General features: G+C 38.2%; 16 protein-coding genes and 2 riboswitches. Of the genes, 4 read left to right on the top strand and 12 right to left on the bottom strand.

Annotation, left to right across the window (positions count from 1 at the left end):
* Positions 1–49: 49 nt before the first annotated feature.
* Both cobJ and J2S13_RS03065 read right to left on the bottom strand, forming a co-directional pair.
* Positions 50–1,633 carry a precorrin-3B C(17)-methyltransferase gene (gene cobJ / locus J2S13_RS03060; RefSeq protein ID WP_307256226.1) on the bottom strand — a complete coding sequence of 528 codons (1,584 nt, stop codon included), beginning with the start codon at positions 1,631–1,633 and terminating at the stop codon, positions 50–52.
* Positions 1,630–2,022, bottom strand: coding sequence for a (2Fe-2S) ferredoxin domain-containing protein (locus J2S13_RS03065; protein WP_307256309.1), 393 nt, complete (start codon positions 2,020–2,022; stop codon positions 1,630–1,632). Before J2S13_RS03065 ends, cobJ begins: the two co-directional genes overlap by 4 nt.
* 125 nt (positions 2,023–2,147) lie before the next feature.
* Positions 2,148–2,330: riboswitch (cobalamin riboswitch) on the bottom strand.
* A gap of 162 nt (positions 2,331–2,492) precedes the next feature.
* A riboswitch (cobalamin riboswitch) is annotated at positions 2,493–2,685 on the top strand.
* Between the two features lie 173 nt (positions 2,686–2,858).
* Between J2S13_RS03065 and J2S13_RS03070 the strand changes: the two genes are divergently transcribed.
* The 4 genes from J2S13_RS03070 to J2S13_RS03085 are packed head-to-tail and all read left to right on the top strand — an operon-like array spanning position 2,859 to position 5,517.
* Positions 2,859–3,614, top strand: a complete 756-nt coding sequence (locus J2S13_RS03070; protein ID WP_370873941.1) for an energy-coupling factor ABC transporter permease — start codon at positions 2,859–2,861, stop codon at positions 3,612–3,614.
* A gap of 3 nt (positions 3,615–3,617) precedes the next feature.
* Positions 3,618–3,908 carry an energy-coupling factor ABC transporter substrate-binding protein gene (locus tag J2S13_RS03075; protein WP_307256227.1) on the top strand — a complete coding sequence of 97 codons (291 nt, stop codon included), beginning with the start codon at positions 3,618–3,620 and terminating at the stop codon, positions 3,906–3,908.
* The gene (gene cbiQ / locus J2S13_RS03080; RefSeq protein ID WP_307256229.1) at positions 3,905–4,681 is read left to right on the top strand and encodes a cobalt ECF transporter T component CbiQ; all 777 of its coding nucleotides are present in this window, start codon (positions 3,905–3,907) and stop codon (positions 4,679–4,681) included. Before J2S13_RS03075 ends, cbiQ begins: the two co-directional genes overlap by 4 nt.
* Positions 4,678–5,517, top strand: coding sequence for an energy-coupling factor ABC transporter ATP-binding protein (locus J2S13_RS03085; protein WP_307256230.1), 840 nt, complete (start codon positions 4,678–4,680; stop codon positions 5,515–5,517). The genes cbiQ and J2S13_RS03085 overlap by 4 nt, the downstream gene beginning before the upstream one ends.
* A gap of 107 nt (positions 5,518–5,624) precedes the next feature.
* On the opposite strand, the gene J2S13_RS03090 is transcribed toward J2S13_RS03085, so the two are convergent.
* The 10 genes from J2S13_RS03090 to dpaA all read right to left on the bottom strand — a co-directional run bounded on the left by J2S13_RS03090 (position 5,625) and on the right by dpaA (position 17,859).
* On the bottom strand, positions 5,625–6,350 hold the full coding sequence (locus J2S13_RS03090; RefSeq protein ID WP_307256311.1) for a GntR family transcriptional regulator: 726 nt from the start codon (positions 6,348–6,350) through the stop codon (positions 5,625–5,627).
* A gap of 395 nt (positions 6,351–6,745) precedes the next feature.
* On the bottom strand, positions 6,746–9,058 hold the full coding sequence (locus J2S13_RS03095; protein WP_307256231.1) for a DNA translocase FtsK: 2,313 nt from the start codon (positions 9,056–9,058) through the stop codon (positions 6,746–6,748).
* Positions 9,059–9,295: 237 nt separating this feature from the next.
* Entirely contained in the window at positions 9,296–9,508 is a 213-nt protein-coding gene (locus J2S13_RS03100) for a YlzJ-like family protein (protein WP_307256232.1), read from the bottom strand.
* Positions 9,505–10,233 (bottom strand): ClpP family protease, encoded by a 729-nt coding sequence (locus tag J2S13_RS03105; protein ID WP_307256312.1) that lies wholly within the window; start codon positions 10,231–10,233, stop codon positions 9,505–9,507. Before J2S13_RS03105 ends, J2S13_RS03100 begins: the two co-directional genes overlap by 4 nt.
* Before the next feature lie 321 nt (positions 10,234–10,554).
* Positions 10,555–12,222 carry a ribonuclease J gene (locus J2S13_RS03110; protein WP_307256233.1) on the bottom strand — a complete coding sequence of 556 codons (1,668 nt, stop codon included), beginning with the start codon at positions 12,220–12,222 and terminating at the stop codon, positions 10,555–10,557.
* 391 nt (positions 12,223–12,613) lie between these two features.
* A complete protein-coding gene (gene dapA / locus J2S13_RS03115) occupies positions 12,614–13,486 on the bottom strand; it encodes a 4-hydroxy-tetrahydrodipicolinate synthase (RefSeq protein ID WP_307256234.1) in 873 nt (290 codons plus the stop codon).
* Positions 13,487–13,505: 19 nt separating this feature from the next.
* Positions 13,506–14,747, bottom strand: coding sequence for an aspartate kinase (gene dapG, locus J2S13_RS03120; RefSeq protein ID WP_307256235.1), 1,242 nt, complete (start codon positions 14,745–14,747; stop codon positions 13,506–13,508).
* A 106-nt stretch (positions 14,748–14,853) separates the two neighbouring features.
* Positions 14,854–15,906, bottom strand: coding sequence for an aspartate-semialdehyde dehydrogenase (gene asd, locus J2S13_RS03125; protein WP_370873942.1), 1,053 nt, complete (start codon positions 15,904–15,906; stop codon positions 14,854–14,856).
* A 451-nt stretch (positions 15,907–16,357) separates the two neighbouring features.
* Positions 16,358–16,957, bottom strand: coding sequence for a dipicolinate synthase subunit B (gene dpaB / locus J2S13_RS03130; protein ID WP_307256236.1), 600 nt, complete (start codon positions 16,955–16,957; stop codon positions 16,358–16,360).
* Positions 16,954–17,859 carry a dipicolinic acid synthetase subunit A gene (gene dpaA / locus J2S13_RS03135; protein ID WP_307256237.1) on the bottom strand — a complete coding sequence of 302 codons (906 nt, stop codon included), beginning with the start codon at positions 17,857–17,859 and terminating at the stop codon, positions 16,954–16,956. Before dpaA ends, dpaB begins: the two co-directional genes overlap by 4 nt.
* Positions 17,860–17,874: the final 15 nt, after the last annotated feature.

Raw genomic sequence — 17,874 nt, forward strand, 5'->3', positions numbered from 1 at the left:
AACCGTAAAATTCGGTTCCCAAATTTCTAACAACACCATTTTGAAAACTTTATTCGCCACAACCAAGTGGTTCTAAATCCAACACAGGAGTAATATCTTTATACTGAAAACCATGGACATTTTTTACCCGTTTGAAGAATTTAAAAAAGCTCTCATTCGGATGACCTTTTTCTTTATATTCTTTAATGATCCCGGTAACGATTGAGAGGGCTTCGTTTGGCTCCACCCCTTCGGCAATCAATTGACCACTATGTGCGGTTCTGCCGACGGTTTTTGCACCGATAAATAGATCAAATTTTCCTTTTCGAAACACGAGCCCAATATCTTCTTGAACTGCTTGGTAACAAGCCATTCCACAGCCGTTAATGCCGATCTTTGTTTCCTTTGGCATGTCCATTCCAGAAAAACGTTCATATAGTTCTTCTGCTAATGGAATTCCGTCCTTTTTCTCCCCATCGCAAAAATCACAAGCCTTAATCGTAAGGACATCCCCAATTGGATTTACGAGCAATCCGGTTTCTTTTAGTTTGGAGACAATCAATTCAGGTTGATCTGTCGGTACCCTTACTATGATGTAATGATGTGGGGTATATTCCATCGAGCCTTTATCTCCAATGATTTTTGCTAATGTTAACATTTGCTGTGCAGTAAATTGCTTATTCGCAACCCCTGGGCTCACTGCCAGTTCAAAAATTTGTTCAATTTTTTGAAAAGGAATCATTGATTCTTCAGGAGTATCTTTCATTCCTACTATTTTGGCAGCTTCTTCGGCAAATTTTAGAGAGGACGATTCCTCTTCTTTTCCTCCATGAAGCGCCCAAGGTTCATTTTCCCTTTTCAAACGTTCATGTGGTCTAAGTTTTTGTTTCGTAGAGTTTAGCGTGTATTTACGCTGGTATCCCCTTGGTGTGATGATTTTCCCGTCATATAAAAAGGTTGTAGAATTACCGATGACGACGGTTGTTAACATCCCGATTTCATAAGTTAACATCTCTTCTAATGTCGTGATCATAATATGTTCACGGTCCCTGTATGCGCTTTTTACTAATCCTACGGGTGTCTTAGGATCCCGATATTTTAATAGAATCCGTTGTGCTTCCACGATTTGTCTTGTTCTTTTTCCACTTTTCGGATTATATAAAGCGATGACGAAATCGGCTGCTGCTGCAGCTTCAATTCGTTTTTCTATGATACTCCATGGTGTTAAATGATCACTTAAGCTGATTGTACAAGAATCATGCATAACAGGTGCGCCTAAAAGAGAAGCACAGGAGTTAATCGCTGAAATTCCTGGAATCACCTCTACTTTTACACCTTCTGCTTCTTTCCACCCTTTTTCAATTAATACCTCATATACGAGACCAGCCATCCCATAGACACCCGCATCCCCACTAGATATGACCGCCACTTTCTTTCCTTCTTCGGCTAGTTTGACGGCAGCTTGAGCACGGCTGACTTCCTCCGACATTCCTGTACTAATAATTTCTTGGTCTGTAATTAAATCTGTGACGAGCTCTACGTATGTTTTATAACCAATAATGCAATCACTTTCTGCAATAGCTTCTTTTGCACGCTCTGTAAAATGTTTAACACTTCCTGGACCAAATCCTACGATTAATAATTTCCCGGTCACAAAACTTCCTCCTTTTTCGCTTCTTGCTTTTCTTTCTCAATTCCTTTGACGCGATTGTTTTTTAAACTCATTCCCGTTTGCGTCCGCTCATATATAACCTTCGATTTCAATATTTGATTGTTTTCTAGATGGGAGTGCACCAATTCTTTCGCAGAATCAACATCGATCCCTTCGTACCACACAGCATCTGGATACACAATGACAACACAGGCATCTTTACATCTACCATTACACCGAGTCCGGCTTGTATGAATATAGCGGTCTAGTTCTCTTGTTGTAATTTCCTTTCTAATGGCTTGGGTGACTTCCTCTCCTCCCTTTCTCATGCAACTAGAACCGTTACAAATCAGAACATGCTTTTGCATATCTTGTAAATTCCATGTCGTCATTCTTGCCCCTCCCATTTTCAATATAAAAATAATTCCAACAAAAAAACCCCTATCTTCTGGAAGATAAGGATTTGTATGCAAATGAACAATAGCTTTATGCCACACACCTATTCCTCCCACCGAAGAATAAAACGCGACTTAAAGCAGGTCTCCTGGCTTATGCTTCTTCCTCCCTTGTCCCTTCCTAGTCGTTACCTAGTGGTTTTGACAAGCTTGTCCACACTTACAGTAGCGGGGGCTGCATCGGATTTTAACCGATTTCCCTATTATCCAATATCCTAATTGGCACTTTAAATCATCTTATGTAATTGTCGTTTGATATTTTTTATATCACAATATTTATAACTATGTATTCAAAGTTAACAAATTATTCAATAATTGACAAGAAGTTTTTTTAATCTCTCTTTTCTGACATTTTCAAAAAAATTGTAGACAAACTGTCACAAATTCCCTATACTTTAAATTAATTTCATATTTTTTCGAAAATAGGTGCAAATAGGGAACCCCCCTCTATTTGCTTAAAAGGGAAGCTGGTGAAATTCCAGCACGGTTCCCGCCACTGTAATTTGGAGTGTTTTGCAATAGGCCACTTTTGTATTCAATGGGAAGGCGCAATTCACAAAGAAGATAAGTCAGGAGACCTGCCTGTTTTCCACTCTCGATGTACCTACGGGATATAGGGGAAATCGCATGACATGTATTCTTCATGCATTCTTAACCGTAAGTTATGAATGCTTTTTTATTTTCCACAATATTTCATGTGATTTACTTTTCTATATGTATATCTATTTTTCAAGAGAAAGATAGGAGAATATTTTGAGAAGAGGAGAATTTTCATGAGGAAAAGCTTTTTTTGGTTTTGTAGTATTTTAATGTTAGCGTCTTATTTTTGGGTGAATTCTTTTTCGAGCACCCATGCCATGCATATTGCTGAAGGTTTTCTCCCAATCAAATGGGTCATTATTTGGTGGATCGCTTTTCTACCCTTTTTATTCATCGGAATCCTTCAATTAAGGAAATTATTTCGAAATTCCCCTGAAATGAAAATGGTTTTAGGTCTATCCACTGCCTTCGCTTTTGTGTTATCGGCATTGAAAATCCCGTCTGTTACAGGGAGTAGTTCCCATCCAACTGGATTAGGGTTTGGGACGATCTTATTCGGACCTATGATCATGAGTGTCGTTGGATTTGTTGTCCTTTTATTTCAGTCATTGTTACTAGCTCATGGTGGCATTACTACATTAGGGGCGAATGCCTTCTCAATGGCTGTACTTGGACCTTTCGTTGCCTACGGAGTATACAAAGCATCGAAAAAGATGAATGTTCATCATAATGTATCGATCTTTTTAGCAGCTGCCTTAGCAAACCTAGCTACATATGTTGCAACATCGTTTCAATTGGCGCTTGCATTTCCAGACTCTGTAAATGGAATCATAGGTTCTTTTATGAAATTTGCTAGCATTTTTGCTATCACGCAAATTCCTTTGTCCATTGTCGAAGGTTTGCTAACTGTTATGGTATTAAACTTTCTAGCAAAATATAATCGTGAAGAACTATCCACTTTAAATGTGCAAATGAAGGAGGCGAAATAATCTATGAAGAAAAATCTCTTTCTTTTATTTGTTATTTTATTATTTATTATTGTTCCTCTTGCTTATAATACTTCATCAGAGTTTGCGGGAACGGATGGAAAAGCTGTCGATGCAATCGAATCTATTAATCCCAAATATGAACCTTGGTTTTCAAATGTTTGGGAATTACCTGGTGGAGAAGTGGAAAGTTTATTATTTGCCTTACAAGCTGCGCTAGGGGCTGGCTTTATTGGATATTTTTTCGGACTGTCCAAAGGGAAAAAGAATGGAAATAAGAAAGAAACATTAAGATGATTATCGATACAATAGCAAATCAACAAAGACTTTCAACTATACACCCAATTGAGAAATTTATCTTCGCAATTGGGTGTCTACTTACGACTGTCACCCTAAGAGATGTAGGATTATCCTTGCTCATTTTCTTTATCATGAGTATGATCATCATAATCGTTATGGACATACATATTTTGCTTTATTTGAAGCTTTTAAGTCTACCATTATTATTCATTTTAACAAGTATTATTTCAATTCTTTTCACTTTCTCCTTGGAGCCTTATTCAGGGGAAGATCTTATTTGGTCAGGCGAAATAGGACCTATTTTCATTTTTATTTTATTTACCAATTTTGAAGTAGCGATTGAACTATTTCTCATTTCTATAGGTAGTGTGACATGTATTTATTTTTTTATTTTGTCCACACCCGTCCATGAACTACTGTTTGTTTTAAGTAGACTTAGACTTCCGAAAGAATTAATTGATTTGATTTCCATCACATATCGTTTTCTTTTTATGTTAATGGAAACAGCCATTCAAATGTACTATGCACAGTCAACGCGGTTAGGACATCGTTCATTTCGAATTTCTTTACGTTCTTTTTCAATTTTAATCCCAAATCTGTTTATCCAAACATTAAAAAAGAGAACAGAAATGCAACAGGCGATTGACTCAAGAGGTGCCGATGAATTAATTCTTTCGTTTACTTATGAAGGGAAGGTGAATAAAAAACATCTTTTCTTCCTTTTCTTTTTTTTCATCATTCTTTTTAGTGGAAAGGTGTTTTTTGAATGACAGTGCCCATCCTCCAATTGGAGAATCTATCATTTTCCTATCCAGATCGTACAAATGTTTTAAAGAATATTAACCTCTCATTTTCACCAGGGAGGAAAATAGCCGTATTGGGAAATAATGGTGCAGGTAAGTCTACTTTATTTTTGCATCTAAATGGATTATTACGGCCTAAAAATGGGACGGTCTATTTTAAAGGTCAACCTTTAAAATATAAGAAAAAAGAACTGGTTCAACTAAGAAAAAGTGTCGGCCTAGTCTTTCAACAGGCTGATTCACAAATTTTTGCATCGACTGTCAGGGATGATGTGGCATTTGGTCCGAAAAATTTAGGCTTAGCAAAAGAAGAAATCGAACAATATGTGGATGAGGCATTGCGACTAACGGAAATGACCAACTATAGTCGAAGGCCCCCTCATTTATTAAGTATTGGAGAAAAGAAACGTGTAGCCATCGCGGGTGTACTTGCGATGAAGCCAGAAGTCATCGTATTGGATGAGCCCACCGCTGGACTGGACCTCTATTATTCGGACCGTTTATTACATATTCTTTCAAGTATCCATCAGAATGGAACCACTATCATTCTGTCCACCCATGATGTGGACTTTGCCTATGAATGGTCAGATGAAATCATCATCATGAATAATGGAGAAACTCTGTATTCAGGTGATGGTCATGGTGCATTTTCAGACGAAGGAATTTTAAGTAGAAGTCACCTTCATAAACCATGGATTTTGGATATCGTCAACCAATTTGAAGAGATCCCCTCTCACGCTGATTTTCCGAAAAGCCGAGATCAGTTGCTACATTGGCTCTCCCAAAAAATTGGGCGAAAATGAATAGTAGTTGCACAATTCGAACCTTTTAAGCAGAAAAACCCTCACCTATCATCACTTAAGGTGGGGGGATTCACTATCTATTAAGTGTTGGAAAAATGTCTTACCTACTAAAAACGCTTTCTTAATACATGAAAGCTAAATTTATCTGCTTTAAAATAGTTAATCGAATAAAGGATCGGCTCATCTGCTTCATCAAAATGGAGCTGTTTCAAGACAAGAAGAGCTGTTTCTAATTCACATTCAAGAATCGGCGAAATTTTTTCATGATATCCTAATGGTTCAATTTGAGTGACGGCATAGGATATTTTCCGATTGCCAATTTGGTCTAATGTAGAAAACAATGACACATCTTGATAATCATAATGGTCTGGGAAAGCTTTTGCCAGAACTTTATCCACACAATATACAACCGGTTCTCCATTCGCTGTCCGAACCCGTTCAATCATCACAATTTCATCCTCATCTGTACATTGGAATCTTTTCATATCCGACTCCGTTGGTTTTTGCCTAGTGGAAGCTAGAAAGATTGTCCCGGGTGACATCCCAGCTTGAAGAATCATATCTGTCACACTGCTTAATTGTTCAATCCCTGATGTAAACAATGGTTTGACATTGACAAAGGTTCCGACACCATGTTTGCGCGTAATAATATTTTCTTCCTCTAAAATTCTTAAAGCCTCTCTTAATGTCGCTCGACTAACTCCTAACTGTTTCGATAACTCAAATTCGGATGGAAGCTTCTCTTTTTCCTTGTAAATTCCAGCCTCAATAGCCTTTTTCAAATGTTCAATGACTTGAAGATATAAATGTCTATGATCTACTTTTATTGCCATCATTGAAACTATCACCATCCTCCTCAGACATCTGACCTCTAATGTAAACTTTTCTACTACCAAGAAATAAGATAACACTTTTTTCATCATCTGAAAAGCAACATTTACATTCTTGTTATATCATTGCAATATTATTAATTTAACGTTCAATGTAAGCAGTAACTATACTATACCAAATCAAAATAAAAAATGGCTAGATACCTAAAGTCAAAAAAATACGGAAAAATATGGCTTTTCTATAATATTTCTTTTCATAACCGGATTCTCATATTTCATGAAACAGAGAAGTTGATTCCATAACAAATCCGCAATCGCCTGTTCATCGGAGTTAGTTTCCTAAACAATAAAACACTCAGGTGGAGCGTAAGAATCGTTCCCCCCACCTGAGTGTTTTTTTACGAAGTTTGCTCATCTGTAGATTTTGGAATTAATACCTTTCTCGGTTTGCTTCCTTCATATGGACCAACTATCCCTCGCACTTCCATTTCATCGATCAGTCTTGCGGCTCTAGTATAGCCAATTCTAAAACGACGTTGGAGCATAGAAACGGAAGCAGTTTGCATTTCCGCTATTAATTGGACGGCTTCATCATAAAGTTCATCTTCAACATCTGCTGTTGTTTCAGGAAGGTCATCAGGAATCATTTCTTCCTGATATTGAGCCTTTTGTTGGGAAATGACAAATTCGACTACTTCCTCTACTTCATCATCAGAAAGGAATGCTCCTTGTACCCTCACAGGCTTTGAAGCGCCTACTGGGAAAAATAACATGTCCCCTCTTCCAAGTAGTTTTTCGGCTCCTCCCATATCTAGAATCGTACGGGAATCTGTTTGAGAAGAAACCGCAAAGGCAATTCTTGAAGGAATATTCGCTTTAATCACCCCTGTGATGACATCAACAGAAGGTCGCTGAGTGGCGATAATTAAATGAATCCCTGCTGCTCTTGCCATTTGCGCAAGACGGGTAATGGAATCTTCTACGTCGCCCGATGCCACCATCATTAAATCTGCTAATTCATCTACGATTACAACGATATAAGGAAGATATGGTTGCTTTTCGCCCGTTTCATTATTATGGCGATGAATATATTCATTATACCCCTCAATATTTCTTGTGCCTGAATGAGAGAATAGTTCATATCGTCTTTCCATCTCACTTACGACTTTTTGCAAAGCTTGAGAAGCCTTTTTGGGATTCGTTACAACTGGAGCTAATAAATGTGGCACCCCATTATATACATTTAATTCAACCATTTTCGGGTCAATCATCATCATTTTCACTTCATGTGGCTTCGCTCTCATTAAGATACTTGTGATGATGCCATTGATACAAACACTTTTTCCGCTCCCAGTCGCACCGGCTACTAATAAATGTGGCATTTTATTTAATTCGGTAAGGACCGCTTCACCTGTAATATCTCGCCCTAAACCAATTAATAATTTGGAATTGGGTTTATCATTTTGTTTACTTTCCAATACTTCCCGAAGGCTCACGACCGCTACATCTTGATTAGGAACTTCAATCCCAATCGCTGATTTCCCTGGAATAGGTGCTTCCATCCGGATATCTTTCGCTGCGAGTGCTAGAGCAATATCATCACTAAGACTCACGATTTTGCTCACCTTCACACCTACGTCTGGATGAACCTCATATTTTGTAACAGCTGGCCCTAGATGAACTTGTGTAACATTCGCCTTTACACCGAAACTCTGAAATGTTCTTTCCAATTTAGCCGCATTTTCATGAATTAATTGGTATTCTTTACTCTGGTCTGTATGCTTAGGCCGTTTTAATAAGGAGATGGAGGGCAACTGATAATCCTTGTTTTCTACTTCAGCAAAAGACATTGGCGGAGCCTCATCCTCCATCTCCTCGTCAATGGGCAAAGCTAATTGGTCTTCTTCTTCGATCAATTCTATAGGCATTTCGTTTTTTTCCGTAAAGCTTGAAATGATCGGCTCTTTCGTTACGACCTCGGCCGTTTCTTCTTTGCTTTCAGATTCCATTTTTTTAGGTTGTTTTTTGTCTTTATTACTCTTCACCTTATTCTCTTTTTTCTCTTTTCTTTCCGTTTTCCATTCATCCAAATCTTCTTGGAAGGCCATCCACTGACTCCCCACCCATTTACGAAAAGATATCAAAACCTTTCCAAAGATTTCTCCAATTGATTTACCCGTAATTAAAATAAAGCCAACCAAAATGAGAACAACACTTAAAATCTTCGTTCCCAATGAGTCAAAAAGGAAATAAGATACAGCAAATAAAACTGCCCCAATCATTCCTCCACCTAAATCGGAACTGCTTGATTCCTGACGTACATCCATCCAAAATAAGTCCCAAGAATTTTTTATTACGCTTGGATTATTAAATGACTCATGGTTTGCTAATAGTTCAAATAATTTTACATGGCTTAATAATAGCAAACTCGCCAACATGATATAGATCCCAATTAAGCGGCGACGAAAGAAATAAGGCTTTTCACGTTTAATGATCATAAAACTTGCAAATCCAATCGTCGCAAGAAACCCAATCATATACCATTCTCCTAAAAAGAAGCGGAAAAAGAAAACAAATGATTTTCCAACAGCCCCTAATTGAATAATTCCGATTACACTCAAGGCGATGAAAATAAGGCCAAGTAATTCGAGCCTCATCGTTTCTTTTATTTCTGTATATTTTTTTGTCGATCTTCTTTTCCTTTTTGTCATAGAATCACCTTAATATGATAAAAGTTTTAGCAAAATTTTCAATTAATCATTATGTATGTTTTAGATAGGTACAAATGTAAATGAAAGAATAAAGAAAGCAGCCACAACGGCTGCTGTTTTCCTTTATTATAGCATATTTGTTCGTATCATTCCTATCATTCTTTCGTTGTATTACCTGCTTTTACAAGAATGAACAATCCCTCCTTAAAAAGGAATAGATTGTTCGTTGTAAATATTCTATGAGGAAATGGAAATGAGCTGACCTGGCCCAATTCCTTCATTTAAAAAATCTGCCGGATTTGTACTTAATACTCGAACAACACGATATTGATCGGCTTGTTGTTCTACTATTAATGGTATCCCCTGCCAGTGGATTGTTTGGATGTTCTGAAATTGTTTATGATCCGGTGGGAAGATCAATTCTTGTGGAACCGTTGTATGCAAAATCATTGAATCAATCCCTCACTTTTATTCTTATTAGCTTCAATTAATTCATTTAGTTTTTTTAATCCACGACCAATGCCACCAACTTCATCTATTAATCCATAATCAACTGCATCTGAACCCACAACATTTGTTCCAATATCTCGCGTTAAATTCCCTTTCGCAAACATTAAGTCTTTAAAGGTTTCTTCCTCTATCTTAGAATTCTTTTTGACAAATTTAATGACTCTTTCTTGCATCTTATCTAAGTATTCGAATGTTTGTGGAACCCCAATGACTAAGCCAGTTAGACGTATAGGATGAATCGTCATCGTTGCCGTTTCGGCGATAAAAGAATAATCACAAGAAACAGCAATGGGGACACCGATGGAATGCCCACCACCTAGTACAATAGAGACGGTTGGCTTTGATAAGGAGGACAGCATTTCAGATATGGCCAATCCTGCCTCAACATCTCCTCCAACTGTATTTAGAATGACTAATAGGCCTTCAATCTTCGGATTTTGTTCAATCGCGACAATTTGTGGAATGACATGTTCATATTTCGTCGTTTTATTTTGCGGAGGAAGCTGCATATGTCCTTCCACTTGGCCCACAATGGTTAAACAATGAATATTCGAATCCTGTGGGATCTGTGGAACACTTGTTTGGCCCAGCTCCTGTATCTTTTCGACGATCGATGAAGGAGGCTTTTCTTCCTCTTTTTCCTTTTCTGGTTGCTCTTCATTCATGGATGATTGAAAAGTCATGATCGAACCACTCCTTTCAATACTAATGATCTTAGTATCCACTTTGTGTATTATTTTCATGCAATCTTTTCCCAAGTAAAGAGTACATTTTGGACACCTTGTTGATTTACGTTAGTTCGTTGATTGAAATGGAAGGCACGGAGACTCCTACGAGAAAAACCGAATAGCTGAAACCCCACAGACACGTAGTCTCGGGGAAGCTCGGCAACCGTCCACGGAAAAGCGAAAGGCTTGTGACAAAAATCAACACCCAAGTTTTACAGAGCCTTTTTCCAAAGAAAAAAACGCAGAGGGATCTGCGTTTTATACTTCCATAATAATCGGTAAAATCATAGGGCGGCGCTTCGTTTTTTCATAAAGGTACGTGTTCAAATGATCGCGAATCTCTTGCTTAATATTGGACCATTCAAACGTTTCCCTTCTCATATTTTTATCAACAATTTCTGCTACAATTTGTGTGGATTCCTCCATTAATTGTTCAGATTCTCTTACATATACGAATCCTCTAGAGATGATTTCAGGCCCTGAAGCAATTCTCTTTTCTTTTTTATTTAACGTAACAACAACGATAAAGATTCCATCTTGAGATAATAATTTTCGGTCACGTAAAACAATGTTGCCTACATCTCCCACTCCGATCCCATCAATCAACACATTCCCAGCTTGCACTCTTCCCCCAGAACGGATGCGATCCCCTTTAATCTCAATAATTTCCCCTTTTTCTGGGATGAAAATGTTTTGCCTAGGAGTACCCAAGGACTCGGCTACCTTTGCGTGAGAAAATAGCATGCGGTATTCACCTTGAATTGGGATAAAGAATTTTGGCTTCATTAAATTGATCATCATTTTCAAATCTTCCTGACAACCATGACCAGATACATGAATTTTCTTCTCTCCTTGCAAAACGGTTGCCCCTGCTCGACTGATGAGGTTGACTGTTTTTCCTAACAAGAGTTCTAACCCAGGTGATGGATTCGCTGTTAAAATCACCGTATCCCCTTGTTTGATTGACACTAGCTTATGATTTCCCTTGGCCATTTTTTGAATGACTTCAATCGGCTCACCTTGTGTACCTGTAGATAAAATGACCACTTCATCATCTGCAAATTTGTGGAGATCTTGAATATGGATTAAAGAATCTTCGTTAACATCTAAATAGCCCATTCTAATTGCTATCGTTAAAACCGTTTCGATACTTTTTCCACAAACAGCAATTTTACGATGATTTTCACTAGCAGCATCAAATACTTGCTGAATTCTAATTAGATTAGAGGCAAAAGAAGCAACAATAATTCGCCCTTTAGCAGAGTGAAATGCATCAGATAATTGACGTGCAACCACTTCATCAGATGGAGTATGACCAATGCGTTCAGCCTCCATAGAATCAGATAGCAGGAGAAGAACACCTTTTTCTCCAATCGCAGCCATTTTTCCGATTTCCGGTTGATACAATCCTCGGGCGGCCTGATCAAATTTGAAATCACCCGTATGGACGATGGCTCCTTCTGATGTATGAATAACCACTCCTACTGAATCTGGAATACTATGAGTTGTCCTAAAGAAAGACACATGTACAGTGTCAAAGCGAAGGTATGAATCCGAGTGAACGGTATAAAATTTCACGTTCTCTTTCACTTTTAACTCTTTCAAACGTGCTTTCGCTAATGCTAATGTTAGCTTTGTTCCATACACAGGAGCTTGAATCTTCCTCAGGATATAACCTAATGCACCGATGGCATCCTCATGCCCATGAGTTAAAAAGATCCCCTTCACTCTTTCTCGATTTGCTTCTAAATACGTAATGTCTGGAATGACAACATCAATACCTAGCATTTCATTTTCGGGAAACATTAATCCAGCATCAATCACGAAAATTTCATGATCGATTTCAATCGCCGTCATATTCTTTCCAATTTCCCCAACTCCGCCAAGTGGAATCACTTTAATACTTTCGTTCAATCTCTTACTCAATGTTCGTTCCTCCTATTGATGCTCCCGACCCGAACTTTACCGTTATGTCTATTATAATGGATGGTATTTTTAAAAGCCAACACTATTCCCTTAATAATCAATTAAATATTCGACAGTTTTCTTAGCAAACCCATTTTTATACTGGTGTAGTCATAAAAGAAATGATCTATTTTGCTTTACTTATATGAAAAAGGATATCCACACGAACATAGGGGGAATTTCAATCAATAAAGTTTTTCTAATATTTTAAAAATAAATGCACAAAGCGCCTCAGATATAGTGAACGGAATTCGTAGACTTAGACTAAAATAGATGTACTCTAACAATTAAAAAGCAGTCCCATACTAAATGGTAAATATCATTTAGTATGGGACTGCCTACTTAAAAAATATTAATAGTTTTTCAAAATATCCATGAGGGTATTTCGTTCTTGTTCTGTTAACGGAACTAATGGTAATCGCACAGAACCCGTATCCAAACCTTTATATTGTAGAGCTGTTTTAACAGGCACAGGATTTGGCGCTGCAAATAGCCCTTTCATTAGTGGAAGAAGTTTTTGATGCAGTTTAGCTGCTTCTTGATAATTTCCTTTCACGAACTCTCCCACCATCTGTTTCATTTCTTTTCCAATGATATGGGAAGCTACGGAAATAACCCCTTGACCTCCAATCGCGAGAACTGGAAGAGCCAATCCATCATCCCCACTATAAAGCATGAAATCTTCATCTGTATTCGCAATAATTTCTGTCATAGCATCTAAATTACCACTTGCCTCTTTAACGGCCACAATATTCGGCAGCTTTGACAGACGAATGATCGTCTCAGGTGAAATGTTAATGCTTGTTCTACCAGGAATATTGTAGATCATTATAGGTAATTTTGTTTCCTCAGCGATTGTTTTAAAATGTTGGTAAAGACCTTCTTGATTTGGTTTATTATAATATGGTGCAACTAGCATAATCGCATCAACACCAATTTCTTCCGCTTTTTTCGTCAGTTCGATCGATGCCTTCGTATTATTGGATCCTGTCCCTGCAATAACAGGAACACGACCATCTACAGTTTTGACTACTTGGTGGAACAAAGCCACTTTTTCTTCTGTTGTTAAGGTTGGTGTCTCACCTGTTGTACCAGCAACTACTATTGAGTCCGTACCATTATCGATTAAATAGTTCACCAACTGCGTCGTTTTCTGTAAATCAATGTTCCCTTTTGAATCAAAAGGAGTCACCATTGCGGTTGAAACCTGACCAAATGAGATCATTCTCTTTCCTCCTTCAACATTAGCTCTTCATTTCATATTCATTCGTATCTTCTTGCAGATGAAACGCATCATGTAATGCGTTCACTGCCGTAATAAGTTCATTCTCCTTCACCAAAACCCAAATGGTCGTATGACTATCAGCTGATTGCAAAATACGTACACCATGTTCGGATAAAGCCGTCACAATCTTTGAAGTGACACCTGGCACTCCCGTCATTCCAGCACCGACAACCGATACCTTCGCACACCCTGTCTCCACAGTTGGGGCGAATCCTAATTCTTTTAATACGACAACTGCACGGTCTAACATATCTGCAGAAACAGTATATACGACACCAGTTGGTGAAATATTGATAAAGTCAACACTAATCTTTTCTTTAGCCATTGCCTTAAAAACTTCAGCTTGCAAATTATATTGGTCCTTTTTCGCTGCTACTTTGATTTGGGCGATTTGAGATACATGTGCAATCCCTGTTACAAGACGTTCTTTTATATCGGAACCTTGTTTATTTCTACTGATCGAAGTAACGAGTGTTCCCACCCCATCTGAATAAGTCGAACGAATGCGAATAGGAACTTTCGCTTGCATGGCAATCTCTACCGCACGGGGATGAATGACTTTTGCCCCTTGATAGGCCATATTACAAACTTCATTATAAGTGACAATAGATAATGGTCTTGCATTTTCCACAATTCTTGGATCTGCTGTCATAATTCCATCGACATCTGTAAAAATATCAATCCATTCAGCATTCAATGCAGCACCTAACGCAGCCGCTGATGTATCACTTCCGCCTCGACCGATTGTTGTAATATCACCATTTTTGGTCGCCCCTTGAAAACCCGCGACAACGACAACATCATAATGTTCTAATTCCCGCTGAATTCGGTTTGTTTTTACTTCTATGATTTTAGCATTTGTATGATCGTTATTCGTTAAAAATCCCGCTTGAGCGCCTGTTAATGCAGTGGCCGAAATGTCGTGTTCTAATAATAGATTTGTGAACACTACGCTCGAAATGGTTTCACCACAAGAGAGTAATAAATCCTGCTCTCGTTTATTAATATTTGTTTGAGTACTACCGACTAAAGATAAAAGCGTATCGGTTGAGTATGGCTCCCCTTTTCTTCCCATAGCTGAGACCACAACGACTACTTTATAGCCCTCTTTTAACGCCTGTTGAATATGACGTTTCGCATTTAATCTTGATTGATGATCACGAACAGACGTACCTCCAAATTTTTGTACAACGATTTTCAATACTAACACCTCTGAATTTTTGCTTCAAGCACTTAACGGATCGGCCATTCCCGGTCTGTTAAGTGCTTTCCACTTTCTGACTTCATTAGAATGTAAAAGTAGATCCTTATATAGCTTTTATTAAATTCATTTCGATTAATGTTTCCGCAATTTGAACAGAATTTAAAGCGGCCCCTTTTAATAAATTATCAGATACAACCCACATATGGAACCCTTGATCTTCATCTAAGTCTTTACGGATACGTCCGACAAATACATCATCTTTTCCAACACAATAAGCAGGCATTGGGTAAATTTGCTCGGAAGGATTGTCTTCTAGAACGATTCCAGGCGCCGAACTTAAAACTTCTTGAATTTGAGATGTAGCGACATCATTCGACTCCACTTCGAAATACACGGATTCAGAATGACCAGTTGCTATAGGAAGACGAACGCATGTTGCTGCTACTTTTAGATCAGGCATTTTCATAATTTTCTTTGTCTCGTTAATCATTTTCATCTCTTCAAATGTAAACCCATTATCTTGGAATTTATCGATTTGTGGAATCGCATTAAAGGAAATTTGATAATGCTTTTCATCACTACTTACGGGTAAAATTTTCGCTTGAATATCTTCGCCGTTCACAATCGCCTTCGTTTGATCATTTAATTCCTTAACAGCGTTATTGCCCGCACCCGAAACCGCCTGATAAGTTGATACAAGGACCTTATTTAAACCAAACGCTTGGCGAATTGGCTGAAGGGCCGCTACCATTTGGATCGTTGAGCAGTTAGGGTTCGCAATGATTCCTTTATGTTTCTTTAAATCTTCTTTATTCACTTCTGGAACAATTAAAGGAACTTCTGGATCCATTCGGTAGGCACTTGTATTATCAATGACTACCGCTCCTCTTTTTGCCGCTTCTGGAGCAAGGGCTTTTGAGACGCTTCCTCCAGCACTAAATAAAGCTATATCAATATCTTCAAAGCTTTCAGGCTTTGCTTCTTGTACAGTAATTTCTTCCCCTTTATAAACAATCTTCTTACCCGCGGAGCGTGCAGATGATAATAATGTTAATTTTTTAATTGGGAAATTCCTTTTTTCTAATGTATTTAGCATCTGTTGTCCTACTGCGCCGGTTGCACCAACTACTGCAACATGAAAACCGTTGTTACTCAAAATGATCTTCTCCTTCCAGTTTCTCCTATTTCTAGTTAACCTCTTACATTACCGTCTATTTCAGACAAATGCAAGTAAAATTTGTGTTAAATCGATTTGATACATTTAGTAGCTTATATTTTAACATAATAAAGTTTGAAAAGACTAATAATTTATCCATGTTCCTGAAAAAATATGAATATAGTCAAGAAGGAGGAAGAAAAAGGCCTCCCGTCTACATGTTTGCAACTTGAGGATGAAGGTCGTCAATTTCCAAGTAGAATGAATGGTGTTAGAAATGGCCTCGAAGGGATGATTCCTTGAATCACCATGATCTTTTTGATAAAAAAATTAAAAACGGGCTGTCTCCAAAGCAATGACTGCATGCTTGAGACACCCCTAGTAAATGGCGATATATTTAAGAGAGCCCCATTTTTTTTAGAATGAGATCTAAGTCGATGACTTCTTTCACTTATTCTAAATCACGAAACTTTTCTACTACTACAGGCTGGAACTGTTTCCCTGCGATCGCTGTTGCAACTGTATCTCTTAGCATCGACATTCGCGCGACCATTGAATTCGGCTTCTTGACAGGGTCATCTTGCCCAAACGGAATGAAATAAATATTTTTGGTTGCCATGAGTCGCATCAAGTTTACACCATTTAAACCGAGGGCATCATTGGTTGAAATCCCCAATACAACGGGTTTTTGATTTCGTAAAGTCGCTTTAGCCGCCATAAGTACCGGGGAATCTGTCATGGCATTGGCAAACTTACTCATGGAATTCCCCGTTAATGGGGCAATCACCATACAATCCAAGGGCATCTTTGGACCTAGAGGCTCGGTCGACACAATGGAATCCAAAGCTTTTTTCCCTGTAGCTTCTTCAATTTTCGCTACCCAATCTTCCCCTTTTCCAAATCGGGTCTCGGTATTTTTCACCGTGTAAGTCACAACAGGAACGACTTCCGCTCCTTCTTCTACTAAAGTGATGATCTGAGGGAATACAGCATCGTACGTACAATGGGAGCCAGTCAAACCAAATCCAATTCGTTTTCCCTTTAAACTCATGATGTTGAACTCTCCTTTCGTTTTAAAACATCTTCTTTCAACAGTTGCGAAAGAACTTTAGCCAATATTTTCCCCGCCGTTTTTGGCGCTACAATCCCTGGTAAACCTAACGCAAGAATCGCTTTAATTCCACGTTTTTCTGCATAACGAAAATCAGTTCCTCCTGGTTTCGAAGCCAAGTCAACGATTAATGTATGAGATGGCATTTTGGCAATGACAGAGGCTGTAACGACTAAATGTGGTATGGTATTGATCACGATGTCTGCATCTTGCACCTCTTTTGCTAACTCACTTATATGAAATGGTTGAATCCCCATTTCTGTGACTCGGGCTAAATGCTCACTTTTTCTAGCTCCTACTCTTGTATTTGCACCAAGATGATGAAATGCTCTTGCAACACTCATCCCTACGCGTCCCATCCCAAGTACGATCACGTTCGAACCATGGATCGTGAAATCAGTGTTTTGAATCACCATCATGATCGTCCCTTCTACGGTCGGAATCGAATTATAAATGGAAACATCATCACGAGAAAATAGTTTGACAAGTCGCCGATTCGCCTTCTTGGATATATCATCCAAATAAGCATTACTAATACCTGAATATGTTACACAATGTTCAGGAGTACTGTTTAATATTTCTTTCGTTAAGACCACTTTTTCATTTGAAAAAATTGTTTCTACATGTCCTTCAGCATTCGTACCGGCAACCGGTAATATAATCGCGTCTATTTCTTCAAATGGAATATCCATAATGTTCTCTTTTACTGCACCTGCAAAGGAATGATTCAATTGTTCAAAACCAACTAAATAAGTTTTGGCATCCAGTTCGGTTAATTTACGAATGATTTCTAACTGCCGCGCATCTCCGCCTAAAAAAGCAATTTGCAATCCTGTTAACATTCGTTTTCACCTTCT

Origin of the sequence: Oikeobacillus pervagus (genome assembly GCF_030813365.1) — a bacterium.
Taxonomy (GTDB): Bacteria; Bacillota; Bacilli; order Bacillales; family DSM-23947; genus Oikeobacillus; species Oikeobacillus pervagus.